Genomic DNA, 22374 nt, shown 5'->3' on the forward strand with positions numbered 1-22374 from the left:
CCAGAGAACGAAATGCGTCAGGGGCGGGGCGCCCACTTGCCGACGAAGCTGCCGCAGGTGACGGTCTGCCCGGTGAGCCGGGACCGCAGCGCGTTCTCCAGGCCGAGGTAGTCGAAGATCGGCGCGTCCCCGGCGACCTCGGCGGGCACCGGCCCGCCTCTGGCCAGCGCGGGCATGCTGACGGTCTGAAACAGCACCAGGTAATCGCCTTCGCGGTTGAGGACGTCGGCGGTCGCGAGCATGCGCTCCGGAGCGTCGGCGACGATCTCCAGCGGCAGCGGCCATTCCAGCGGGAACGGGTTGCGCAGGCCGAAGGCGGGATAGGCGAACGGGTTGTCCGGCAGGACGGCCGTGCGCCCGGCGGGGAATCGCGTGACGCAGTCCTGGATCTGGGAGATGTAGGTGAAGGTGCCCGGATTCGTCCGGATCCCGCGCATCGACGGCGTCACCTCGCCGAGATCGCCGGTCAGCTTCTCGTGCGCCATGTCGAGGTACGCGGCTTCGTCGTGGTGCGCGACCACGGCCCAGCCCGACGCCAGCACCGCGACCAGGCCCATCGCCGTGGCGCCGGCCAGCCCGAGCCGGCGGGACGGCTCCGGCAGCGGCGGCAGCGCGTCCGCCAGCAGCAGGATCGCCGTCAGCGCCAGTGTTCCGGTGAACAGCGTCGGCGTGTCGTTCCCCCAGGACAGGCTGGTCATGAAGCCGGTCGCGAAGACGAGCGCGCCCATCCGCGAGAACCGCCGCGTCGCCGCCCAGTTCACCAGCAGCGCGACACCGAGGATCCACCAGAGGACGTCCGCCCAGCGCGACGCGCCGGTGAAGTGCCCGTCGACGACCGTGCCGACCACCACCGCCACGCCGGCCAGGAGCAGCAGCCGCGCGAGGACCGCCCCGGCGCGGCCCGCGCGCTCGCGGAAGATCCCCAGCAGCGCCAGGAACACCCCTGCGATCGCGAAGAAGGTCAAGCCACGTACCGGCGGCCGCAGCAGCGACGCGGGGTTTTCCAGCCACAGCCCGAGAAGGCGCTGGCCGTACGCGGGCAGGCCGCCGGTGAGCTGCTCGGCCATCGCGCCCAGCCCGCCGTCGAGGGTGACGATTCCGATGTAGAACACCAGGAAAGCGCCCAGCGCCAGCAGATCCCAGGCCAGCCGGGCCCACCAGCGGCCGGTGCGGAACGCGCCTTCCCGCAGCGACGGGTGCAGCAGCAGCCAGCACAACGCGATCAGCGGTACCGGCGCGAAACTCTGTTTGACGAACACCGCGGTGCCCAGCAGCACCAGGCCGAGCCGCCGCGGCCACGCCTTGCCGTTGCGCAGCCCCGAATCCAGCGCCCAGGCACCGCAGGCGGTCAGGAAGATCCCGTCGATCGTGTGCCAGGCCATCAGCGGGAAGGCGTTGAGGTTCAGCAGCGACGCGGCCGCCGTCAGCCCGGTGAGCCCCGGGCCCCAGTCACGGACGCGGCGCCGGGTGACCAGCACGGCGAACGCGATGGTCGCCAGGATGATCTCCAGCATGCTGAGCACGCTGGAGACGAAGAACAACGGACCCGGCAGCATGAAGTCGACGATGTGCAGGTACGCCGAACCCAGTGGCCGCGCGGAGATGATGTCGGAATGCGGGACTTCGCCGTGCAGCACCCGCCACGCCTGGGCGAGGATGAAGCCCTGGTCCGACGGATGGAAACCGAAGCGCCCCACCCGGAGTTCGGTGGCGACGGCGAGCGCGAGCACCCAGATCGCGTGCAGGGAAAGCCGCAGCACTGTCCTGGACGGACGTACCGCTGGCACCCCAGCCGCGTCCGGTCCGGTCGACAGCGGGGGACTGGCGACGTCCACACTGCCCCTTCCCGGTCGTCCTGCCTCGGCCCGTGCCCGCCGACCCCCCGGCGTATCGGAAACCGATGGTAGCGGCCAGGGGCGTCCCCCGATCGAGCCCCGGCGGCGGGACGTCAGGGACGGCGGCGCCAGACCAGCCGGGTGACCGCGCCCGCCACCGACGCGAGCGGAGCCTTCCGGGGCAGGCCACGGGATTCCGGGGCGGACTCGGGCATCGCGCGGTAGACGAGGTGGGCGAAGAACCTCGCCGTCTTGGGTGCGACGAGCGTCACGAGTTCGGCGGCGGTTCCTTCGGGCAGGTTCAGGATCTCGGGTCGTTTCTCCAGTGCCTTCACCACCAGAGCGGCGGCGCGTTCGGGGGAGCTCGACGGCATGCCTCGATAGGACCCGGTCGGTGCGATCATGTCGGTGCGCACCAGCGGCATCCGGACCGAGGTGAAGGTGACGCCGTCGGAAAGCGTTTCCCGGCCGGCGGTCAGCCCGAACTCCTCCAGCGCGGCCTTCGAGGCCAGGTAAGCGGAAAACCGCGGGGTGTCCGTTTGCAGTCCTTGGGTGGTCACGTTGACGACGTGCCCGAATCCGCGCGCGGTCATCGACGGCAGCAGGCCCAGCGTCAGCCGCACGGGGCCGAAGTAGTTGATCGCCATCGTCCGCTCGTAGTCGTGGAACCGTTCGGTGGACAGCGAAAGCGACCGCCGGATCGAGCGGCCCGCGTTGTTGACCAGCATGTCGACGGCGCCGTGCGCGGCGAGCACGTCCTTGACCAGCGCGTCGACGGCACCGCCGTCGGTGAGGTCGCACGGATACGCCGACGCCTTCCCGCCCGCCGCGACGATCTGCTCGCGGACCTGTTCGAGTTCGTCGGCGCGCCTGGCCACGAGGATCACTTCGCCGCCCTTCGCGGCGACGGCCAGCGCGGACGCGCGACCGATGCCCGAGGAGGCCCCGGTGATCAGCACCTTGCGACCGACGAGGGGTGCCGGCCCCGGACGGCGGCGGCCGCGGTCGGGATCCAGGTGCTCCAGCCAGTACCGGTAGAGCGGACCGGCGTACTCCTTCAACGGCGGCAAGGTGATGCCGCTGCCTTCGAGCGCGGCCGTCGTCGCGCTCGTGTCGAAGTCGACCTCCATGCTCAGATGCGGCAGGACTTCGAGCGGGATGCCGAGTTCCGCCAGCACCGCAGCCCTGGCCGAACGCCCGCCAGGGACCCGGTCGAATCCGGCGGCCGCGGATTTCGCCAGCCGGGTTCCGGCGCGCTTCAGCGCTCCGGACGGTCCGGGAGGGAGGACCGCGGAGATCTTCGGCCCGCCCGCGGCCCCCGCGAAGGCGTTGTAGACCTCGTGAAGCGGTTGCGGCCGCGGTGACGCGAGGTGGTACGTGCTCCCGCTGGGCGCGTCGGCGTGCATGAGGTGTTCCATCGCCTCGACGACGTAGTCGACCGGAACGAGGTTCGTGGCGCCGAGATCCGGTGCGGCCAGCGGAAGCCGCCGGGGCAGCGCGGCGAGCCGCGAGATCGCGGGCAGGAAGTAGTACGGACCGTCGATCTTGTCCATCTCGCCGGTGCGCGAATCACCGGCCACCGCGGACGGCCGGTACACCCGGAACGGCGTTTTCCCGTGCTGCCGCACGAGTTTCTCCGCCTCGAACTTCGTCGCGTGGTACGGCGAAGCGAAACTCTGGCCGAGGTCGAAGTCGGCCTCGGTGAACCGCCCGGCGTACCGCCCGGCGACCGCGATCGACGAGACGTGGTGGAAGAGCCCGGCCTTCGCGGCGGCGGCGAACTCCAGGACGTTGCGGGTGCCGTCGACATTGGCCGCGCGGTTCGCCGCTTCGTCCGCGGTGAGGTCGTAGATCGCGCCGAGATGCACGACGTGGTCAAGGGGCTCCAGGCGGGCGGGATCGATGCCCAGCAGGGGTTCGGTCAGATCGCCGGTGACGGGAACGAGCTTCTCGTGGCTCGGGAGCTTCCCGCGTGAGGTCTCCCGCACGAGAACGTGGACGGCTACGGTCTCAGGTCGCCGTAGTAGGCGCGCGACCAGGCGTTTTCCCAGAAAACCCGTCGCGCCCGTCACGAAGTAGGTGGTCATGGCCGGCTCCTTCCGAACGGGGCCGACTCTACCTACTCAGAAGTAGGAACGGTAGTTGTCATTCATGGTGGTCCGGATGCTCGGCCACCGCGACCACGGCGTCGCGGAGCGCGGCGCGCAGGCGCCCCACGTCCAGCGGCCCGAGCACGGCGGCCTCTCCGGGCGGCGCCACGAGCACGATCTTGTCGCTGCTCACGAACACCGTCACGTCCCTGCGCCTGCCCGCGAGATCCCGGCAGCCGACCGACCATTCGTCCCGGGGTGCCAACGTCCTCATCCTCCCGTATCCCATGATCTCCCTTTCTCGTCCGAGGCTGGGACGAGGCGCTTTCGGGGCCGTGACGCGAGTTACCCGACATTCCTGCTGATGGGTTAACCGATCCTTCATATCGTGATCGACTTCCGTTCTCGCTAGGCCGGAAGTGGAGGAACGGGAGTAGCGTCCGGGGGAGGACTGCTTGGGAGGTCATGGATGTCCGAACCCAGGAAGATCGTCATCGTCGGAGCCGGTCTCGCCGGAGCGACGGCGGCCGGGACGCTGCGGGAACGCGGTTACGCGGGAGAGATCCTGCTGCTCGGCACCGACACGCATCGCCCGTACGAATTACCGGCGTTGTCCAAAGGGCTTTTGCTCGGCAACACCGATGAACCCGACTGGGTGCACGACGACGGTTTCTACGCGGAGAAGGACATCGCGTTCTCCAGCGGCGCGACCGCGACCAAGATCGAACTCGGCGCCCGCCTCGTGCACGACGACGCGGGCGGTGAACACCGTTTCGACCGGCTCGTGCTCGCGACCGGCTCACGGCCGCGCTCGTTGCCGGTGCCCGGCGGGGATCTGCCGGGTCTGCGGACCCTGCGCACCCTCGACGACGCGCTGGCGCTGCGCTCGGCGTTCAAGGACGCCGGGCGGGTGGTGATCGTCGGCGCGGGCTGGATCGGCACCGAGGCCGCCGCGGCCGCCAGGGAACACGGCGCCGAGGTGACCGTGGTCGATCAGGTCGGCTCGCCGTTGCTCGCGGTACTGGGCGAGCAGGTGTCCGGGGTCTTCAAGGATCTGCACACCGAGCACGGGGTGAACTGGCGGCTGGGCGAAGGCGTCGCGGGCTTCACCGGCGGTCCCGGCGGGGTGACCGGCGTCCGTCTCCAGAGTGGTGACGAGCTTCCCGCGGACGTCGTACTGGTGGCCGTCGGCGCCGCGCCGCGGATCGACCTCGCGCACGCCGCCGGGCTGGAACTGTCCGACGACGGCGGTGTCTGCGCCGACGCCGGCCTGCGGACCGCGGCGCCCGACGTCTACGCCATCGGCGACATCGCCGCGCATTTCCATCCCCGTTACGGAAAACGCGTCCGCGTCGAGCACTGGTCGAACGCGAAATGGCAGGGCGAGCACGTCGCCGGGAACCTGCTGGGCGAGAACGAGCCGTACCTGCGGAGCCCGTATTTCTTCTCGGACCAGTACGACCTCGGCTGCGAATACCGGGGGCTCGCCGATCCCGAAAGCGACGAGCTCGTGGTGCGGGGCGACCTCGCGTCGCGCGACTTCACGGCGTTCTGGCTGCGGGACGGGCAGGTGGCCGCCGCGATGAACGTCAACCAGTGGGACGACGGGGACGCCTTGAAGGCCCTGGTCGAGGGACGCGCGGCGGTGACCGCGGAGCAGTTGAGGACCGCTGACCTCAAGGTACTCGTGAGTGGTCAGGACGGTTAGAACCGTCCTGACCACTCACGAGGNCCTTCGGCGTGCTCGCGCTGCTGGCCTTCGGGACCATGACGCGGTCCGCCACGGCGGCTTTGGCGGTCGCGCGGGCGTAGGTACTCGTGAGTGGTCAGGACGGTTAGAACCGTCCTGACCACTCACGAGTACCTACGCCCGCGCGACCGCCAAAGCCGCCGTGGCGGACCGCGTCATGGTCCCGAAGGCCAGCAGCGCGAGCACGCCGAAGGCCGCCATCACGATCCCCATCGGGACCGCGGTGCCCGGACCGCCCAGCCCGACCAGCGGCGTCGCCAGCCCGCCGACGACGAACTGCAGCACGCCGAGCAGCGCCGACGCCGAACCGACGGACCGCGCCTGTTCGGCGAGCGCCAGCGAGCTCGCGTTCGGCGCGACCATGCCGATACTCGACACCAGGACGAACAGCGGGATCAGCAGCCCGATCAGGCCGAGGTCCAGCACCGTCGCGGCCAGGACGCCGAATCCGGCGATCGCCGCGATGACGAGACCGACGGTCAGCAGGGTCCGTTCCGGGAAGCGGCCGACGATGCGCCCGTTCAGCTGGCCGACGGCCACGATGCCGATGCCGTTGAGCCCGAACACCAGGCTGTACGCCTGCGGGCTGAGCCCGTAGACGCCTTGCAGCGCGAAGGACGAGCCGGAGATGTAGGCGAACAGGCTCCCGAACATCAGTCCGGAGGCCAGGGCGTAGCCGAGGAAGCCGCGGTCACGGAGCAGGCTCGCGTACTTCCGCAGCACCGAGCCGAACCGTGCGGGGGTGCGGCGTTCCTCGGGCAGGGGTTCCGGCAGCAGGAAGAAGACGACGGCGAGCAGGATCGCGCCGAACACGGTCAGGCAGACGAACACGCCGCGCCACGAGGTCCAGTTCAGGATCTGGCCGCCGATGATCGGCGCCAGGATCGGGGCGAGCCCGTTGACCAGCATGAGCAGCGAGAAGAACTTCGTCATCGCGGTGCCGGAGTAGAGGTCGCGCACGGTCGCCCTGGCGATCACGATGCCGGCCGCGGCACCGAAGGCCTGGACGCCGCGTGCGGCGATGAGCAGTTCGGCGGTCGGGGCGACGGCGCACAGGACCGAGCCGACCATGTAGAGCGCGAGGCCCGCCACGAGCGGTTTGCGGCGGCCGATCGCGTCGGACAGCGGTCCGAGGATCAGCTGGCCGATGGCGAGCCCGATGATGAACGCGCTCAGCGTGAGCTGGACGGTCGCGTCCGCCGCGCGCAGTTCGCCCGCCATCTGCGGCAGCGCGGGCAGGTACATGTCGATGGACAGGGGCCCGAAGGCGGACAGGCCGCCGAGGATCAGGACGAACCGGGCGCGGCCGGTCGTGACGGGCCGCGCGACGGGTTCTTCCACTCGCTCGGGCGCGATGGTCATGCTCGTTCCTTCCCCAGTCATGGTTCCTCGAGGAACAACTTGCTTAGAGTAGGTAACTATTCCCCCTGTGAGTCTCGCCACCCACACTTCGCAAGACTGATCCGATCAATTTTCGATCCAAATCCGAACGGCCCCTAGATCTCGGCGAAGGTCGTCGGGTATACATCGGATGTCTGTTCGTTGCTGTGGGAGCCGTTGATTGTTGGCGGTTCGGCTTGAAGGGAAGATCCGTGCAGCTGTTGCGACTCGGGGAGCCGGGAAGTGAGCGTCCGTTCGTACGTGCCGGGGACGGCACGCTGCGCGACCTCTCGGCGCTGACCGCCGACATCGATGGCGGCTTCTTCGCGGGCGACGGCATCGCCAGGGTCGCCGCCGCGCTGGCCGCCGGTGAGCTGCCCGAAGCCGGTCCCGAAGCCGCGCGGGCCAGGGTGGGCGCGCCGATCGCGCGGCCCGGCAAGGTCGTCTGCATCGGCCTCAACTACCGGCAGCACGCCGAGGAGTCCGGCGCCGAGGTCCCGGCCGAGCCGGTCGTCTTCATGAAGGCCCCCGACGTCGTCGTGGGTCCGCAGGACGACGTGCTCGTGCCGCGCGGTTCGACGAAGACCGACTGGGAGGTCGAGCTCGGCGTAGTCATCGGCAAGACCGCGCGCTACCTCGAAAGCGCCGAAGAAGCCCTGGAGTACGTCGCCGGCTACACCGTCTCGAACGACGTGTCCGAGCGCGAGTTCCAGCTCGAACGCGGCGGCACCTGGGACAAGGGCAAGTCGTGCGAGAACTTCAACCCGCTCGGCCCGTGGCTGGTCACCGCCGACGAGGTGCCCGACCCGCAGGACCTCGGCCTGCGGCTGTGGGTCAACGGCGAGAAGAAGCAGGACTCCTCGACCAAGGACATGATCTTTCCGGTCGCGGAGATCGTGCACTACGTGAGCCAGTACATGGTGCTGCGCCCCGGAGACCTCATCAACACCGGTACGCCGCAGGGCGTCGCCCTCGGGCAGCCGGACCCCAAGCCGTACCTGCGTGAAGGCGACGTCATCGAGCTCGAAATCGACGGCCTCGGCCGTCAGCGCCAGAACGTCAGGCAGGCGTGATGGCGAAGATCGTGGGTATGGAGGTGCTCGACGTCCGGTTCCCCACCTCGCGGGAACTCGACGGTTCGGACGCCATGAACCCGGACCCGGACTACTCGGCCGCGTACGTCGTGCTGCACACCGACGGCGGTCCGGACGGTTACGGGCTCGCCTTCACCATCGGCCGCGGCAACGACGTCCAGGCCGCGGCGATCCGCGCACTGGAACCGCACGTCGTCGGCATGGACGTGCCGACCGACGCCGCCGGGCTCGGCGCTTTGTCGCGGACACTGGTCGGCGATTCGCAGCTGCGCTGGCTCGGCCCGGAAAAGGGGGTCGCGCATATGGCGATCGGCGCGGTCGTCAACGCCGCGTGGGATCTCGCCGCGCGGATCGCCGGGCTCCCGGTCTGGCGCTTCGCCGCCGGGATGTCGCCCGAGGACCTGGTTTCCCTCGTAGACTTCCGCTACTTGACCGACGCGCTGACCGAACAGGAGGCGCTCGACATCCTCCGCGCCGCCGAGCCGGGCCGCGCCGAGCGGATCGCCCGGATCGAGCGCGACGGCTACCGCGCGTACAGCACTTCCCCCGGCTGGCTCGGCTACTCGGACGCGAAACTGATCCGGCTCGCCGAACAGGCGGTGGCGGACGGCTTCGAGATGATCAAGCTGAAGGTCGGCGGGAATCTGGAGGACGACGTCCGCCGGATGAAGCTCGCCCGCGAGACCGTCGGCCCGGACATCCGGGTCGCCGTCGACGCGAACCAGCGCTGGGACGTCTCGACCGCGATCACCTGGATGACCGCGCTGGCCCCGTACGACCCGTACTGGATCGAAGAACCCACCTCGCCGGACGACGTGCTCGGGCACGCCGCGATCGCCAAGGCGCTCGCCCCGATCCGGGTGGCCACCGGCGAGCACGTCCAGAACCGCGTGGTGTTCAAGCAGTTGCTGCAGGCGGGCGCGATCTCGGTGCTGCAGCTGGACGCCGCCAGGGTCGGCGGGTTCAACGAGAACCTGGCGATCCTGTTGCTGGCGGCCAAGTTCGGCATCCCGGTCTGCCCGCACGCCGGCGGTGTCGGGCTGTGCGAACTGGTCCGGCACCTGTCGATGTTCGACTTCGTGGCGGTGTCCGGTATCGACACCGACCGGTCCATCGAATGGGTCGACCACCTCCACGAGCACTTCACCGATCCGGCCGCCGTCGTCGACGGCCGCTACGTCGCCCCGTCCGCGCCGGGCTTCTCGGCCCGGATGCACGACGCGACGCTGCGCCGGTTCACCTTCCCCGACGGTCCGGAATGGACGGAGACAAGCAAGTGAGTGAGTTCGAAGGCCTCGTCGCGGCGGTCACCGGAGGCGCGTCGGGAATCGGCAGGGCCACCGCGGACCTGCTCGCCGCGCGCGGGGCGAAGGTCGCGGTGCTGGACCTGAATCCCGGCGACCTTCCCGAAGATCTCGCCGGATTCCGCTGCGACGTCGGCTCCGACAAGGAGGTCCGGTCGGCGATCGACGCGGTCGCGGACCGGTTCGGCAGGCTCGACGTCCTGGTCAACAACGCGGGCATCGGCGCGCAGGGTGACGTCACCGCCAACAGCGACGACGAGTGGCACCGCGTGCTCGACATCAACGTCGTCGGCATGGTGCGGCTGGCGCGGGCGGCGTTGCCGCAGCTGAAGAACTCGCCGTCGGCCGCGATCGTCAACACCTGTTCGATCGCCGCGTGGGCGGGCCTGCCCAACCGCGCGCTGTACTCGGCCAGCAAGGGCGCGGTGCTCTCGCTGACCCTGGCGATGGCGACCGACCACCTCGCCGACCGGATCCGGGTCAACTGCGTCTGCCCGGGAACCGCGGACACCCCGTGGGTCGGCAGGCTGCTCGACGCGGCGGGCGATCCGGAGGCCGAACGCGCCGCGCTCGCCGCCCGTCAGCCCATGGGCAGGCTGGTCACCGCGGACGAGGTCGCGAACGCGGTCGTGTACCTCGCCAGCCCGCTGTCGGCTTCGACCACCGGCACGGCGCTCGCTGTCGACGGAGGTATGTACGGGCTGCGTCCGCGCGGCCCGGTCCACCACCAGTAGTTTCGCTGTCATCAAGGAGGATGCGGTGCGTACGAGGGTGATCAAGGTGGCCGCCGCGGCCACCGCGCTCGGGCTGACCCTGTCGGCGTGTGGGTCCACAAAGGACAACGTTCCCCAACCGGGTGCGGGTGGAGGCGGCAAGGTCGGCGCGACGATCCCGTTGCTGACCTCGCCGTTCTGGCAGGCCTACAACAACTACGTACCGCTGAAGGCGAAGGAGCAGGGCGTCGAGGCGCTGCCGACGGTCAACGCCGACAGCGACTCGGCGAAGCAGATCACCGACATCAACACCCTGCTCAACCAGGGCGTCAAGGGTTTGGTCGTGACGCCGCTGGACTCCGCCGCCGTCGTGGCCGGTCTCAAAGCGGCGGAGAACAAAGGTGTTCCGGTGGTGGCGGTCGACGTCGCGCCGGAGAGCGGCAAGGTCGCGATGGTGGTGCGCGCGGACAACAAGGCGTACGGCACCAAGGCCTGCGAGGCGATCGGCGCGAAGGTGACGTCGGGCAAGGTCGTGCAGGTCATGGGCGACCTCGCCTCGGTCAACGGGCGCGACCGCTCCGAGGCGTTCCGGCAGTGCATGAAGACGAAGTACCCAGACGTGCAGGTACTCGAGGTCGCCGCCGAATGGAAGGCGGACAAGGCTTCGTCCGGTTTGGACAGTCTCCTGACCGCGAACCCGGACATCAAGGCCGTGTACATGCAGGCGGGCGGCGTGTACCTGGCGCCGACGCAGCAGGCGCTCAAGCGCAAGAACCTCTACTTCCCGGTCGGCGACCCGAAGCATGTCGTGCTGGTCAGCAACGACGGCATCCCGCAGGAACTCGCCGCGATCCGCGCCGGCGAACTCGACGCGACCGTCTCCCAGCCCGCCGACGACTACGCCAAGTACGGCATGTACTGGATCAAGAAGGCCATGGCGGGGGAGACCTTCAAGGCGGGTCCGACCGACCACGGCAGCACCGTCGTCGAGGTCCGCCCAGGCATCCTCGAAGACCAGCTCCCCGCGCCCGTCGTCACCAAGGACAACGTGGACGACAAGGCCCTGTGGGGGAACAACCTGTGAGCGCGCTGCCCGCCGGATCCGCCGCCGTGCCGGTGGTCAGCGCACAGGGCGTCGGCAAACGCTACGGCCCGACCGTGGCGCTGTCCGACGTCAGCCTCACCGTGCACCCCGGCGAGTCGCACGCGCTCGTCGGCCGCAACGGTGCGGGGAAGTCGACCCTCGTGTCCATCCTCACCGGACTGTCCAAAACGGACACCGGGTACGTAGAGTTCGGTGGTGTCCCCGCGCCGCCCTTGTCCAGGCAGGACGACTGGAAACGCGCGGTCGCCTGCGTCTACCAGCACGCGATGGTCGTGCCGCAGCTGACCGTCGCGGAGAACCTGTTCCTCAATCGCCAGTCGGGCAAGGGTTTCGCGATCGGCTGGCAGCGGTTGCGCCGTCAGGCACGGGACCTGCTCGACTCCTGGGACGTGCGCGTCGACGTCGACACCCCGGCGGGCGAGCTTTCGGTGGAGGACCGGCAGTTCGTCGAGATCGCCAGGGCGCTCTCCTACGGTGCCCGGTTCATCGTGCTGGACGAGCCGACGGCGCAGCTGGACAGCCAGGCGATCGAACGGCTCTTCGCGCGGATGCGCCAGATGCAGGACAGCGGGGTGACGTTCCTGTTCATCTCGCACCACCTCCACGAGGTGTACGAGGTCTGCCAGGCGGTCACCGTCCTGCGCGACGCGAAGCACATCCTGACCGCGCCCGTTTCGGAGGTCGGCCGTGCCGAGCTGATCGACGCGATGACCGGCGAGCAGGGCGGGCTTTCCGTCCGTGACGCCGCCACACGCGAGGCGTTGGACGAGGACGCCGCAGAGGTGCTGACCGTCGACGGGCTTTCCGGTGACGGCTTCGAGGATGTGACGTTCCGGATCCACCGCGGCGAGGTGATCGGGCTCGCGGGCAGCAACGCCAGCGGCAAGCACCAGGTCGCCGAAACCGTGTACGGACTGCGTTCGCCGTCCTCCGGCACCATCCGGGTGGATGGGAAGCCGTTGAAACCGGGTGACATCCCGGCCGCCATCCGCGCCGGGATCGGCTGTGTGCCGAGGGACCGGCATCACGAGGGACTGGTGCTGGAGCATTCCATCGCGGACAACGCCACACTGTCTATTTTGGACCGTATGGGGAAGGCGGGCCTGGCGTCACCGGTCGCGCGGTATGGCCGCGCCGCCCAGGCGTTGAAGGACTACGACATCGTCGCGGCCGACGCGGGCCAGCCGGTGTCCGACCTCTCCGGCGGTAACCAGCAGAAGGTCGTCCTCGCCCGCGCGCTGGCCGGGGATCCGCGCCTGGTGGTGCTGATCAACCCGACCGCGGGGGTGGACGTGAAATCGAAGGAAGCGCTGCTCGCGGTCGTCGACCGGGTGCGCGCGGAGGGCAAGGCGGTGCTGATCGTCAGCGACGAGCTGGACGATCTCCGTCTGAGCGACCGGGTACTGGTGCTGCGCGCCGGCGCCGTGGTCGCCGAACACCGGGCGGGCTGGCCGGACGGCGACCTGGTGGCCGACATCGAAGGAGTCGAACGGTGACCGAACTGATGACCGATCCGAAGACTTCGACGTCCGCGGCGCCGCCGAAGCGCCGGAAGTTCCGCTGGCTGCGCGAACTCGCTCTCGTCCCCGCGCTCATCGTGGTGCTGATCATCGGAGGACTGATCAGTGACACCTTCCTGACCTTCGGCAGCATCGTCGGGATCCTGTCCGCCTCGGCCGCGCTGTCGATGGTGGTGCTGGGCGAATCGCTCGTGCTGCTGACCGGGAAGTTCGACCTGTCGCTGGAATCCACCATGGGCATGGCGCCCGCGCTCGGCGCGATGCTGGTCATCCCGGTGGCGTCCTCGGGTTTCGGCACGGAGATCCCCGGGTTCGCGGGCATCCTCGCCGTGCTGGTGGCCGGTGCCGCGGTCGGCTTCGTGAACGGTTTCCTGATCGTCAAGCTGAAGCTGAACGCCTTCATCGTCACCCTGGCGATGCTGACCGTGCTGCGCGGCACGCAGATCGGGTCCACCCAGGGGAAGACGCTCTTCGACCAGCTGGACGTGTTCACCGCGCTGGCCACGACGACGTTCATCGGGCTGCCGATGTCGGTGTGGCTGGCCGCGGCGCTGTTCACCGTGTTCGGGCTGGGGCTGCGGTATCACCGGATCGGCCGGTCGCTGTACGCCATCGGCGGTAACCGCGAAGCCGCGCGGGCCGCCGGTATCCGCGTCGACCGGATCTCGTGGGGTGTCTTCGTGGTCGCCGGGGTGCTGGCCGCGCTCGGCGGGCTCGCGTACACCGGCTACGTCGGTGCGCTCGGCGCCGATCAGGGCGACGGATTGATCCTTCAGGTGTTCGCCGCTGCGGTGATCGGCGGTGTCTCACTGGACGGTGGGAAGGGCACGCTGGTCGGGGCGCTCACCGGCGTGTTGCTCCTGCAGACGGTCACGAACCTGCTGCAGGTGGCGCAGGTGCCGCCGGAATGGCTGAAGGCGATCTACGGCGTGATCATCCTGGTCGCGTTGATCATCTCCCGCTATGCGGGCGGGAAGGCCCAGACCTAGCTCGAAAGTCCGTGAAGGCCTCCTTCCCTACCTTGAGCGTAGGGAAGGAGGCCTTCACGGAGCGTCGATGGAGGAGAGAGCGGTGTCAGGAAGCTTCGGCGGCCGAAGTGGGGTCGTCGGCGGTGCCGAGTGCGTTGCGGAGCCATTGCTCCACGCCCGCCACGTGCACGGTCGCCCACGAACGCGCGAGTTCGGGCTCGCGGGCCGCGATGGCCTCGTAGATCGCCGTGTGCTGCTCGCGGGTCTTCGCGACCGCGCCCTCCTGGGTGAGCCCGCGCCAGATGCGGGCGCGCGCGGTCGGGCCGGACAGGCTGTCCAGCAGCGAGCACAGCACCGGATTGCCGGAGCCGTCGGCGATCTTGCGGTGGAACTGCAGGTCGTTCGCGACCAGCGCCTCCACGGTCGGCGAGTCGGCCAGTTCGCCGAGCAGGCGGCCTAGTTCCTCGATGTCCTCGTCGCTCATGTGCACCGCGGCCATCGCCGTCGCCGCCGGTTCGAGGATCCGGCGCACGGCGAGGAAGTCCAGCACGGTGTCGTCGCGGTGGAAGTCCACCACGAACGTCATCGCGTCGAGGAGGAGATTCGGTTCGAGGCTGGTGACGTACGTCCCGTCGCCCTGGCGGACGTCGAGCACGCGGATCAGGCACAACGCCTTCACCGCTTCGCGCAGCGAACTGCGGGACAGACCGAGCCGCTGGGCCAGTTCGGCCTCCTTCGGCAGCCTGTCGCCCGGAGCAAGCTCACCGGAGATGATCATGTCCTTGATCTTGTCGATCGCGACATCGGTGACCGGCATGTTCCACCGCCCTCCCCGAAGACCTCGGATGTTTGAGTGTTAGTTGACAGAGTGCCATGTTTCGAGTCGAGGAGGCGCGGTGACCCACGGTGTCGCACTACAAAGAGTGGCACTCCACACCCGGTTGAAGCCGGGCAAGGAGGCCGAATACGAGTCGGTCCACGCCGTCATCCCGCCGGATCTGGACGAGGCCCTGCGCGGTGCGGGCGTGCGTTCGTGGCGGATCTGGCGGGACGGGCTCGACCTTTTCCACGTCGTGGAGGTCGAGGACTACGCGAAGATGCGCGCGGTCCTGCGCGATCATCCGGCCAACATCCCGTGGCAGGCACGGATGTCGGAACTGCTCGACGTCGAGGACGACTACTCGGGCGGCGATTCGGGGCTCGGCCTCGTCTGGGAGCTTCCGTGAAGATCTCCTTGTCCCCGCTGGGGCTCGGCTGCGCGCAGCTGGGCAACCTGTACCACGCCATCACCGACGAGACGGCCGAAGCGACCGTCCGGCAGGCATGGGACGAAGGCATCCGCTACTTCGACACCGCCCCGCACTACGGTCTCGGGCTGTCGGAACGGCGGCTGGGCGCGGCGCTTTCGGCGTATCACCGCGCGGATTTCGTGGTCTCGACGAAGGTCGGCCGCGTGCTGGAACCCGATCCCGGCGGCGCTTCGCGTACCGACTCGCAGGGTTTCGTCGTTCCCGCCGCCTACAAACGGCGGTGGGACTTCAGCCGCGACGGGATCCTCCGGTCGCTTGAGGACAGTCTGGAGCGGCTGGGGCTCGACCGCGTCGATGTCGTCTACGTGCACGACCCGGACGAGCATTTCGAGGACACCGTCAACGGCGCGTTCCCCGCGCTGCTCGAACTGCGGGAGCAGGGTGTCGTCGACGCCATCGGGGCCGGGATGAACCAGGCGCCGATGCTCACGGAGTTCGTCCGCCGCTTCGATCTCGACGTGATCCTGCTGGCGGGCCGGTACACCCTGCTCGACCAGCCCGCGCTCGACGACCTTCTCCCGTTGTGCGCGGAACGCGGCGTGGACGTGGTGGCCGGCGGGGCGTTCAACGCCGGGATCCTCGCCACCGCGTCGCCGGGCACGATGTACGACTACGCCGAGGCTCCCGCCGAACTGGTCGAGCGCGCCCAGCGGATCGCCGACGTCTGCGCGCGGCACGACGTCGAACTCCCGCAAGCCGCGCTGGCGTTGCCCGCCGCGCATCCGTCGGTGGTGTCCGTCGTGGTCGGCGCGCACGATCCCGGCCAGGTCCGGCTCAACGCGGAACGTTTCCGGCGCCCGGTGCCTCGCGAGTTGTGGACGGAGCTGATCCGTGCGGGACTGTTGCGCGAGGACATCGTGCTGCGACAGGAGGGACGGCCGTGATCGACGCGCACCACCATCTTTGGGACCCGTCGCGGCGTGACTATCCGTGGATGACCGGTACGGCGCTGGATCCGATCCGTCGTCCGTACACAGTGGACGATCTCCGCGCGGTGACGAAGGCGGCGGGGGTGAAGGGGACCGTGCTGGTGCAGACGGTCTCGTCGGAAGAGGAGACGCGCGAGTTCCTCGCGGTGGCTCAGGCCGAACCGCTCGTCGCCGGCGTCGTCGGCTGGACGGACCTCGCCGCGCCCGACGTCGCCGAGCGAGTGGCCTCTTTTTCCGGGCCACTGGTGGGGATCCGGCATCAGGTGGAGGATGAGGCGGACCCGTCGTGGCTGACGCGGCCCGAGGTCCTGCGCGGTCTCGCCGCCCTCGGCGAGGCCGGGCTGGCGTACGACCTGCTGGTGAAGCCACCGCAGCTCCCCGCCGCGCTCGCCGCCGCGAAAGCGTTGCCGGACCAGGTTTTCGTACTCGACCACGCCGCGAAGCCGCCGATCGCCTCGGGCGAATGGCAGCCGTGGGCGGACGGTGTCGCGGCGCTGGGGGAGCTGGACAACGTGTACTGCAAGCTTTCGGGGCTGGTGACCGAGGCCGACTGGGCGCGCTGGAAGGTCGGTCAGCTGGCGCGCTGGGCCGAACACGTCCTGGAGTCCTTCGGGGCTTCGCGGCTCATGTTCGGCTCCGACTGGCCGGTCTGCGAGCTCGCGGCCGCGTACGAAGTCGTCGTGGACACGGCTTTTTCGCTGACGGGCTCACTGAGCGATGCCGAGCGGCTGGAGTTCTTCGACGGGACGGCGAAGCGCGCCTACCGCCTCTCGTGAGTTTCGCGTGATCGAGGGCGTCACTCGCGTGCTCAGACACGTAACTCGCGTGATCAGAGGCGACACACGCGAGTTACGCCTTCAATCACGTGAGTTACGTGTCCGAGCACGCGAGTCACGGGATACGACGAAAACCCGGCTGTGAACCGGGAAAGGACGAAGTGGTCGGCGCGGGGTCCGGGCGCCTGAGAGCCGCCGGTCGATGACCTGCGGCAGGGGAGGAAAGATCAGAACTCGTCCTGCTTGACCATCGTGCGCAGGCGGGCCAGTGCGCGGTGCTGCGTCACGCGCACGTTGCCGGCGGAGATCCCGAGCGCCTCGGCCGTTTCGGCGGCGGAAAGGCCGACGGCGATGCGGAGGGCGAGAATCTCCTGCTGCACCCGCGGCAGGGTGGAGAGCAGGCGGCTGAGCCGGGCACCGAGGTCGAGGTGCAGGGCGTGGGTTTCGGGTTCGTTGTCGCCGATGGGCCGTTCCGGCAGTTCCGGGACCGGTTCCGACCGGTCACGGGAGACCGCGCGGTAGGCGTCGGCGACCTTGTTGGCGGCGATGGCGTGCACGAGGTAGAGGAACGAACCGCCGCGATCCTGATAACCGGGCAGCGCCTTCAGCACCGCCATGCACACTTCCTGCGCGACGTCGTCCGCCGACAGGTAGGACAGGTCGCGGCCACCCATTCTGGCGCGGCAGTAGCGGACCACGACGGGCCCGATCATCCGCAGGAGGGACTGGATCGCGGCGGGATTCCCGTCGCCCGCGTCCTTGACGAGCGGATCGAGGTCTTCCTTCGTCAGCCGTCCGCCCGGCCGCGGCAGGTTCTCCGGAGTCGTGTACCCGGGGACCGCGTCGGGGGCGACGGTTCTGGACGCGCTGGAAGGTGCTTGCATGGTCGTCCTCCCCGGCCGACCCTGCGACCGTCGCTGTCGAGGGGTCAACACTCCGTAACGATTGAGGGCGGCAGATGCTCCGTAAGATCAGATCCATCTGCCGCCGTTGCGACGCAGCGTAATCGTAGGCGCCGGTCGGGCGGCAGTAAAGATTTCAACTAGAGATAGCCCATTCGCCGGAGTCGGCTTAATACAACCGAGACTCTGCGCCGGGAAAACGGGCTTCGTCGTCGCAGGATGTGCGCGGCACTTAGCGTACCGCGATCAGGGCGATCGCCGTCGCTACGACGAGTGCCGATGCCGTGACAGCAAGGGATGGGTTAAGAGGTTTCGGGGTTTCCGCACGGCGCAGTGCTCGTTCACGGATCGCGCCGGCGACGACGAAGGTGATCACCATGGCGCCCGCGAACACGACCGGGACGACCGCCGTCCCCCAGCCTCGCCGGGCCGCGGTGTGCAAGAGGAGGAGTGTGCAGGCAGTAGCCGCGAGCGCTGTCCGGCGCCACGCCAGCCCGGTCCGTTCCGCTTGCGCTCCGTGATCGCGCGGGCTCACGAAAAGACCACCAGCGCCGCCGCCGTCAGGGTGATCGCGAGGATCCCGGCGGTCAGCAGGACCAGCATCCCGCTCTTCGGCAACGGCCGTCCCGCGCGCATCGCGCTCTGCACCTGCCGCCAGCGTGGATACGCGCTCGCCGCGAGGACGGCGGCCAGCAGGACGCACAGCCCCGCCAGGACGGTGCTCAGCGCGCTCGGGTCGGGAACCAGCTGATGGACGGCGACGCCGCCGGCCAGCAGGCCGAGTGCCGTCCGGAGCCAGGCGAGGAAGGTCCGTTCGTTGGCGAGCGTGAATCGGTAATCGGGTTCGGAGCCGCCTTCGTGCGGGCCGTTGATCTCTGCCACCTGAAGGAGACTAGGCGCTGCCCTGCGAGTCCGCGCCTTTCCCCAAATGTCCACAAGGGACGATTTTGGCGGCCTGGTGTCCGCTTGATGCCTGTGTGTGAGGTTTCCTGTGGGGCGTGAGTGGCGTTTCGGGTTCTAACCCGAAACGCCACTCACGACCCCACTAAGTGCTCGTCTTTGTCTTTTTCACGGAGCGGAACTGCAGCAGCGCGGCCAGGACGATGATCACGCCCTTGGCGATGTTCTGGANTCGCGAAAGCCACTTTCGCGACGTCTGGTGCCCCGAAAGTGGCTTTCGCGACACTGGGGCACTGAGGCTGCCAACAGGACTTACGTGAAGGAGGCTAGGCGTTCCGCCGCGCGAAGACCCACCAGCGAAGGACCGCGAAGCGCGCGATGCCGCCCACGACGCTGGCCGCGAGCAGGGCGCCCGTCTGTTCCAACGCGGTCGGCTCGGTGATCACCGCGTCGAGCGACGCGAGCACGATCGAGCCGTACGCGGCATAGAAGGCGAAGGTCACCAAGTCCTGGAAATGCCGCTTGCCCGCGTTGCTCTTCCGGGCGGCGAAGGTGACCCGACGGTGGAACTCGGTGTTCCCGGCGGTCGTGACCGCGAGCGCGACCAGATTGGCCACCTGGGGGCCGAGGATCGGCTGCAGGACAAGGAACAGCACCGCCTGCAGACCGGTGGCGGCGACGCCGGCGACGACGTACCAAGCGGCATGGTTGCCGAGTTCGTGATGCCGCTCCGGCGCGCGCCGGATGATCCGGTGCCCTGGCGCCCACCTGGTGGTGGTCATACCGACGACGCTACTCCTTGTTTCACAAACTTGTGAAGGTAATGAACCACCTGAGAAATTGTGATCCCCGCGACAGCGCCGCCGTTTGGCCTGCGGAGACGCCGGGTAAGCCACGGGAACCGGGTCGAGTACAGCATGTCCCGGCCAACGTCCGACCAGGAGGGAGCGGCCGATGAGCGACCGTGAGACCGCGGAGCCGGAAACGTTGGATCCCAGCGAGGCACTCGACGAGGACGAACTCCGCGTCGACCCGCTCGAGGAAGGTGTCGAACCGCCCGAGCACTGGAGCGGGGCAGACCGCTTCGGGACCACGCCCGCGGAGATCCGCGAAGGGGAGTCGCACGCGATGCGGCTGGCCGAGGAGGAGCCTGACGTCGGCGAGAAATGATCATCACTCAGACGGCGGGCCATGCCGACAGCCCCTAGCGTGGTCGGTCAAGTGCAAGACCGCGACGAAGGAAGGGCAGAGATGCTGACAGTCACCGAAGCCGCCGCCGAGGCGATCACCGCACTGACCGGCCAGGAGAACGGCCAGGACGGGGGCGGCCTGCGGTTCGCGATGCATTCCCAGCAGGGGGACAGTCCCCAGCTCGCGGTTTCCGTCGCCCCCGAACCGGAAAGCGGCGACAAGGTCCTCGGCGCCGACGGCGGCCCGAAGGTGTTCTTGGAGCCGGAAGCGGCCGAGTTGCTCGACGACAAGGTGCTCGACGTCCAGCAGGACGAAACCGGCGAAGTCGCCTTCGCCGTACTCCCGCAGGCTCAGCCCCAACCCGGCAGTTAAGTCCGGGCCCAGGCGCGGACCAGCTCGCCGGCCCGTTCGCGCAGGAGCTCCGCCGCGTGCGCACGCGCGTGGTCGAGCGAAGGCGCGTGGTCGATCAGGGCGGCGCTGCCCACGACACCGAGGCCGGCGAGCTGGCCCTGATCCAGCTGGATCCGCCCGGCCAGCACCATCAGCGGCACCGCGTGCTCCCGCGCGCGGGCCGCGATACCCGCCGGGGCCTTGCCGTCGAGGCTCTGTTCGTCCAATGAGCCCTCGCCGGTGATGACCAGGTCGGCGCGTTCGATGGCGCCGGCGACCCCGGTGAGCCCGGCGATGAGCTGGAAACCGGATTCGACGCTCGCGCCGAGTCCCGCGATCGCGCCCGCGGCGACCCCGCCGCCCGCGCCCGCCCCGGGAAGATCGGAGACGTCGGGGGCCCCGGCGTTCCGCAACGCCTGTGCCCAGCGGGACAGGGACGCGTCCAGCTGCTCGACCTCGCGGGGGCCCGCGCCCTTTTGCGGGCCGAAGATCGCGGCCGCGCCACGGGGGCCGAGCAAGGGGTTCGTCACGTCGGTGGCGACGGCGACCTCGACGGAGCCGAGCCGTTCGCGCACCGGGCCGAGTTCGGCCAGCGCGACTCGGCCCAGCGTGCCGCCGCCGAGCCCCACCGGCGCGTTGAACGCGTCGAAGACCCCGGCGCCCAGTGCCGCCAGCATCCCGGCGCCGCCGTCGGTGCTCGCCGTCCCGCCGACGGTCAGCACCAGGCGCCGCGCGCCGTTGTCGAGCGCGTGCGCGAGGAGTTCGCCGACGCCCCAGGTGTGCGCGGCCAGCGACACTTCCGGGCTCGGCTCCACGAATTCGATACCGCACGCGCGGGCCGATTCGACGTAGGCCGTTCCGTCGAGCATCACGTAGCTCGCGTCGACGGTGTCGTCGAGCGGTCCGCGGACCGGGAGTTCCACGAGACGGCCACCCGCCGCGACGAGGACGTCGAGCGTTCCCTCTCCGCCGTCGGCGACCGGGCAGGAGGAGACCTCGGCTCCGGGCAGCGCGTCGCGGACGCCGTCGGCGATCGCCGCCGCGGCCTCGACCGCGGTCAGGCTTCCCTTGAACTTGTCGGGCGCGATGACCACGCGAGTCATGGACGAACCTCCGTCAGCGGGTTTCCGCCGGTGAGCACCGACGCGACGTTCTCGGCCGCGAGCACGGCCATGGCGGTACGGGTCTCGACCGTCGCCGATCCCAGATGCGGCGTCAACACGACGTTTTCGCGGTTCAGCAGCCGCGGTTCGACGTCGGGTTCGGCCTCGAACACGTCGAGGCCCGCACCGGCGATCTCGCCCGCTTCGAGCGCGTCCGCCAGCGCGGCCTCGTGGACGACGGGGCCGCGGGTGGTGTTGATCAGGTACGCGCCCGGTTTCATCGACTTCAGCGCGTCCGCGTCGACGAGGTGCCGGGTCTCCGGCGTGAGCGGGCAGTGCAGCGACACGACGTCGGAGCTTCGCAGCAGCTCATCGAAGGGCAAGTACTTCGCGCCCAACGTCTTCTCGGCGTCCTCGCTGGCCCGCGACCGTCCTGAGTAGACGATCCGCATCCCGAAACCGAGCGCGCGCCGCGCGACCGCCTGCCCGATCTGGCCGAGCCCGACGATCCCGAGCGTCTTGTCCTGCAGCGAGGAACCGAGCAGGAAACCCAGATGGAACGACCACGGGGTGCGCGAGCGGATCAGCCGTTCGCCCTCGCCGAGCCGCCGGGTGACCGCGAGGATCAGCCCGAACGCCAGATCCGCGGTGGCGTCGGTGAGCACGCCGGGGGTGTTGGTGACGGTGATCCCGCGCTCGGACAGCGCCGCGACGTCGACGTTGTCGTAGCCGACGGCCACGTTCGCCACGACCTTCAGCCCGGGGCCCGCCGCGTCGGCGACCTCGCCGTCGAGCCGGTCGTGCAGCATGCCGACGATCCCGGACGCGCCGCGGACGAACTCGAGCAGCTCGTCCCGCGTCAGCGGCCGGTCGGCGCGCGACAGTTTCACCTCCCCGGCTTCCGCGAGCACTTTCAGCGCTTCGTCGGGGATCCACCGGGTCACCGCGATCTTCGAGGTCACGTCCTCAGCCTAGTGCGCGACGGTTGGTATCCCAAATGTGGAAATCCCCGCTATGAGGGAGGCGCTTCCCCTGCGCGGGGGAGTCGTCACCGCCGGGTGCGCCGGGATGGTGATGAGTGCGGAAAGGGTCCGCGAGCAGGGGATTCCAGGGG

22 protein-coding genes and 1 pseudogene are annotated in these 22374 nt (G+C 69.4%); 12 read left to right on the forward strand and 11 right to left on the reverse strand.

Annotation, left to right across the window (positions count from 1 at the left end):
• Positions 1-17: 17 nt before the first annotated feature.
• The 3 genes from ACXIZN_RS01580 to ACXIZN_RS01590 form a co-directional block, all read right to left on the reverse strand.
• Complete coding sequence (locus tag ACXIZN_RS01580; protein WP_457952102.1) at positions 18-1835, reverse strand: hypothetical protein; 1818 nt, start codon at positions 1833-1835, stop codon at positions 18-20.
• A gap of 113 nt (positions 1836-1948) precedes the next feature.
• Positions 1949-3922: an SDR family oxidoreductase gene (locus ACXIZN_RS01585; protein WP_457952104.1), complete on the reverse strand. Its 1974-nt coding sequence runs from the start codon at positions 3920-3922 to the stop codon at positions 1949-1951.
• Between the two features lie 58 nt (positions 3923-3980).
• Positions 3981-4199 (reverse strand): hypothetical protein, encoded by a 219-nt coding sequence (locus ACXIZN_RS01590; protein ID WP_126733519.1) that lies wholly within the window; start codon positions 4197-4199, stop codon positions 3981-3983.
• Between the two features lie 195 nt (positions 4200-4394).
• On the opposite strand from ACXIZN_RS01590, the gene ACXIZN_RS01595 reads away from it, so the two are divergent.
• Complete coding sequence (locus ACXIZN_RS01595; protein WP_457952106.1) at positions 4395-5633, forward strand: NAD(P)/FAD-dependent oxidoreductase; 1239 nt, start codon at positions 4395-4397, stop codon at positions 5631-5633.
• Between the two features lie 156 nt (positions 5634-5789).
• On the opposite strand, the gene ACXIZN_RS01600 is transcribed toward ACXIZN_RS01595, so the two are convergent.
• Entirely contained in the window at positions 5790-7037 is a 1248-nt protein-coding gene (locus ACXIZN_RS01600; protein ID WP_457952108.1) for a Bcr/CflA family multidrug efflux MFS transporter, read from the reverse strand.
• A gap of 230 nt (positions 7038-7267) precedes the next feature.
• Here ACXIZN_RS01600 and ACXIZN_RS01605 point away from each other — a divergent pair, with 230 nt between their 5' ends.
• Genes ACXIZN_RS01605 through ACXIZN_RS01630 form a run of 6 tightly spaced genes read left to right on the forward strand, consistent with a single transcriptional unit; the run spans position 7268 to position 13780 of the window.
• Positions 7268-8128: a fumarylacetoacetate hydrolase family protein gene (locus ACXIZN_RS01605; protein ID WP_457952110.1), complete on the forward strand. Its 861-nt coding sequence runs from the start codon at positions 7268-7270 to the stop codon at positions 8126-8128.
• On the forward strand, positions 8128-9429 hold the full coding sequence (locus tag ACXIZN_RS01610; protein ID WP_457952112.1) for an enolase C-terminal domain-like protein: 1302 nt from the start codon (positions 8128-8130) through the stop codon (positions 9427-9429). The genes ACXIZN_RS01605 and ACXIZN_RS01610 overlap by 1 nt, the downstream gene beginning before the upstream one ends.
• Positions 9426-10187, forward strand: coding sequence for an SDR family NAD(P)-dependent oxidoreductase (locus ACXIZN_RS01615; RefSeq protein WP_457952114.1), 762 nt, complete (start codon positions 9426-9428; stop codon positions 10185-10187). Before ACXIZN_RS01610 ends, ACXIZN_RS01615 begins: the two co-directional genes overlap by 4 nt.
• 37 nt (positions 10188-10224) lie before the next feature.
• A complete protein-coding gene (locus ACXIZN_RS01620) occupies positions 10225-11250 on the forward strand; it encodes a sugar ABC transporter substrate-binding protein (RefSeq protein ID WP_457960436.1) in 1026 nt (341 codons plus the stop codon).
• On the forward strand, positions 11247-12767 hold the full coding sequence (locus ACXIZN_RS01625) for a sugar ABC transporter ATP-binding protein (RefSeq protein ID WP_457952116.1): 1521 nt from the start codon (positions 11247-11249) through the stop codon (positions 12765-12767). The genes ACXIZN_RS01620 and ACXIZN_RS01625 overlap by 4 nt, the downstream gene beginning before the upstream one ends.
• Positions 12764-13780, forward strand: coding sequence for an ABC transporter permease (locus tag ACXIZN_RS01630; RefSeq protein ID WP_457952118.1), 1017 nt, complete (start codon positions 12764-12766; stop codon positions 13778-13780). The genes ACXIZN_RS01625 and ACXIZN_RS01630 overlap by 4 nt, the downstream gene beginning before the upstream one ends.
• An 85-nt stretch (positions 13781-13865) precedes the next feature.
• On the opposite strand, the gene ACXIZN_RS01635 is transcribed toward ACXIZN_RS01630, so the two are convergent.
• Positions 13866-14576: a FadR/GntR family transcriptional regulator gene (locus ACXIZN_RS01635; RefSeq protein ID WP_457952120.1), complete on the reverse strand. Its 711-nt coding sequence runs from the start codon at positions 14574-14576 to the stop codon at positions 13866-13868.
• 106 nt (positions 14577-14682) lie between these two features.
• Here ACXIZN_RS01635 and ACXIZN_RS01640 point away from each other — a divergent pair, with 106 nt between their 5' ends.
• Genes ACXIZN_RS01640 through ACXIZN_RS01650 form a run of 3 tightly spaced genes read left to right on the forward strand, consistent with a single transcriptional unit; the run spans position 14683 to position 16774 of the window.
• Positions 14683-14985, forward strand: coding sequence for an L-rhamnose mutarotase (locus ACXIZN_RS01640; RefSeq protein WP_007031375.1), 303 nt, complete (start codon positions 14683-14685; stop codon positions 14983-14985).
• The gene (locus ACXIZN_RS01645) at positions 14982-15953 is read left to right on the forward strand and encodes an aldo/keto reductase (protein WP_457952121.1); all 972 of its coding nucleotides are present in this window, start codon (positions 14982-14984) and stop codon (positions 15951-15953) included. Before ACXIZN_RS01640 ends, ACXIZN_RS01645 begins: the two co-directional genes overlap by 4 nt.
• Entirely contained in the window at positions 15950-16774 is an 825-nt protein-coding gene (locus tag ACXIZN_RS01650; protein ID WP_457952123.1) for an amidohydrolase family protein, read from the forward strand. The genes ACXIZN_RS01645 and ACXIZN_RS01650 overlap by 4 nt, the downstream gene beginning before the upstream one ends.
• A gap of 227 nt (positions 16775-17001) precedes the next feature.
• Here the strand turns inward: ACXIZN_RS01650 and shbA are convergent, their stop codons facing one another.
• The 4 genes from shbA to ACXIZN_RS01670 all read right to left on the reverse strand — a co-directional run bounded on the left by shbA (position 17002) and on the right by ACXIZN_RS01670 (position 19358).
• Positions 17002-17658, reverse strand: coding sequence for an RNA polymerase sigma factor ShbA (shbA, locus tag ACXIZN_RS01655; protein ID WP_457952125.1), 657 nt, complete (start codon positions 17656-17658; stop codon positions 17002-17004).
• A 250-nt stretch (positions 17659-17908) separates the two neighbouring features.
• On the reverse strand, positions 17909-18211 hold the full coding sequence (locus ACXIZN_RS01660) for a DUF202 domain-containing protein (RefSeq protein WP_457952126.1): 303 nt from the start codon (positions 18209-18211) through the stop codon (positions 17909-17911).
• The gene (locus tag ACXIZN_RS01665; RefSeq protein WP_192742719.1) at positions 18208-18558 is read right to left on the reverse strand and encodes a YidH family protein; all 351 of its coding nucleotides are present in this window, start codon (positions 18556-18558) and stop codon (positions 18208-18210) included. Before ACXIZN_RS01665 ends, ACXIZN_RS01660 begins: the two co-directional genes overlap by 4 nt.
• Before the next feature lie 344 nt (positions 18559-18902).
• The gene (locus tag ACXIZN_RS01670; RefSeq protein WP_457952128.1) at positions 18903-19358 is read right to left on the reverse strand and encodes a GtrA family protein; all 456 of its coding nucleotides are present in this window, start codon (positions 19356-19358) and stop codon (positions 18903-18905) included.
• Between the two features lie 172 nt (positions 19359-19530).
• On the opposite strand from ACXIZN_RS01670, the pseudogene ACXIZN_RS01675 reads away from it, so the two are divergent.
• Both ACXIZN_RS01675 and ACXIZN_RS01680 read left to right on the forward strand, forming a co-directional pair.
• Positions 19531-19731 (forward strand): annotated as a pseudogene (locus ACXIZN_RS01675) (hypothetical protein); the annotation flags it as partial.
• Positions 19732-19827: 96 nt separating this feature from the next.
• Entirely contained in the window at positions 19828-20139 is a 312-nt protein-coding gene (locus ACXIZN_RS01680) for a hypothetical protein (RefSeq protein WP_016336340.1), read from the forward strand.
• Here the strand turns inward: ACXIZN_RS01680 and ACXIZN_RS01685 are convergent.
• Together ACXIZN_RS01685 and ACXIZN_RS01690 are read right to left on the reverse strand one after the other, a co-directional pair.
• Positions 20136-21260 carry a glycerate kinase gene (locus ACXIZN_RS01685; protein WP_457952129.1) on the reverse strand — a complete coding sequence of 375 codons (1125 nt, stop codon included), beginning with the start codon at positions 21258-21260 and terminating at the stop codon, positions 20136-20138. The genes ACXIZN_RS01680 and ACXIZN_RS01685 overlap by 4 nt on opposite strands.
• The gene (locus ACXIZN_RS01690) at positions 21257-22222 is read right to left on the reverse strand and encodes a 2-hydroxyacid dehydrogenase (protein ID WP_457952131.1); all 966 of its coding nucleotides are present in this window, start codon (positions 22220-22222) and stop codon (positions 21257-21259) included. Before ACXIZN_RS01690 ends, ACXIZN_RS01685 begins: the two co-directional genes overlap by 4 nt.
• Between the last annotated feature and the right edge of the window lie 152 nt (positions 22223-22374).

It is taken from the genome of Amycolatopsis sp. TRM77291 (assembly GCF_054166285.1).

Bases quoted from the DNA above. Each gene is read 5' to 3' on its own strand.
- ACXIZN_RS01585 (WP_457952104.1), bottom strand. From the start codon at position 3,922: ATGACCACCTACTTCGTGACGGGCGCGACGGGTTTTCTGGGAAAACGC.
- ACXIZN_RS01590 (WP_126733519.1), bottom strand. From the start codon at position 4,199: ATGAGGACGTTGGCACCCCGGGACGAATGGTCGGTCGGCTGCCGGGAT.
- ACXIZN_RS01595 (WP_457952106.1), top strand. From the start codon at position 4,395: ATGTCCGAACCCAGGAAGATCGTCATCGTCGGAGCCGGTCTCGCCGGA.
- ACXIZN_RS01600 (WP_457952108.1), bottom strand. From the start codon at position 7,037: ATGACCATCGCGCCCGAGCGAGTGGAAGAACCCGTCGCGCGGCCCGTC.
- ACXIZN_RS01610 (WP_457952112.1), top strand. From the start codon at position 8,128: ATGGCGAAGATCGTGGGTATGGAGGTGCTCGACGTCCGGTTCCCCACC.
- ACXIZN_RS01635 (WP_457952120.1), bottom strand. From the start codon at position 14,576: ATGCCGGTCACCGATGTCGCGATCGACAAGATCAAGGACATGATCATC.
- shbA (WP_457952125.1), bottom strand. From the start codon at position 17,658: ATGCAAGCACCTTCCAGCGCGTCCAGAACCGTCGCCCCCGACGCGGTC.
- ACXIZN_RS01670 (WP_457952128.1), bottom strand. From the start codon at position 19,358: ATGACCACCACCAGGTGGGCGCCAGGGCACCGGATCATCCGGCGCGCG.
- ACXIZN_RS01680 (WP_016336340.1), top strand. From the start codon at position 19,828: ATGCTGACAGTCACCGAAGCCGCCGCCGAGGCGATCACCGCACTGACC.
- ACXIZN_RS01685 (WP_457952129.1), bottom strand. From the start codon at position 21,260: ATGACTCGCGTGGTCATCGCGCCCGACAAGTTCAAGGGAAGCCTGACC.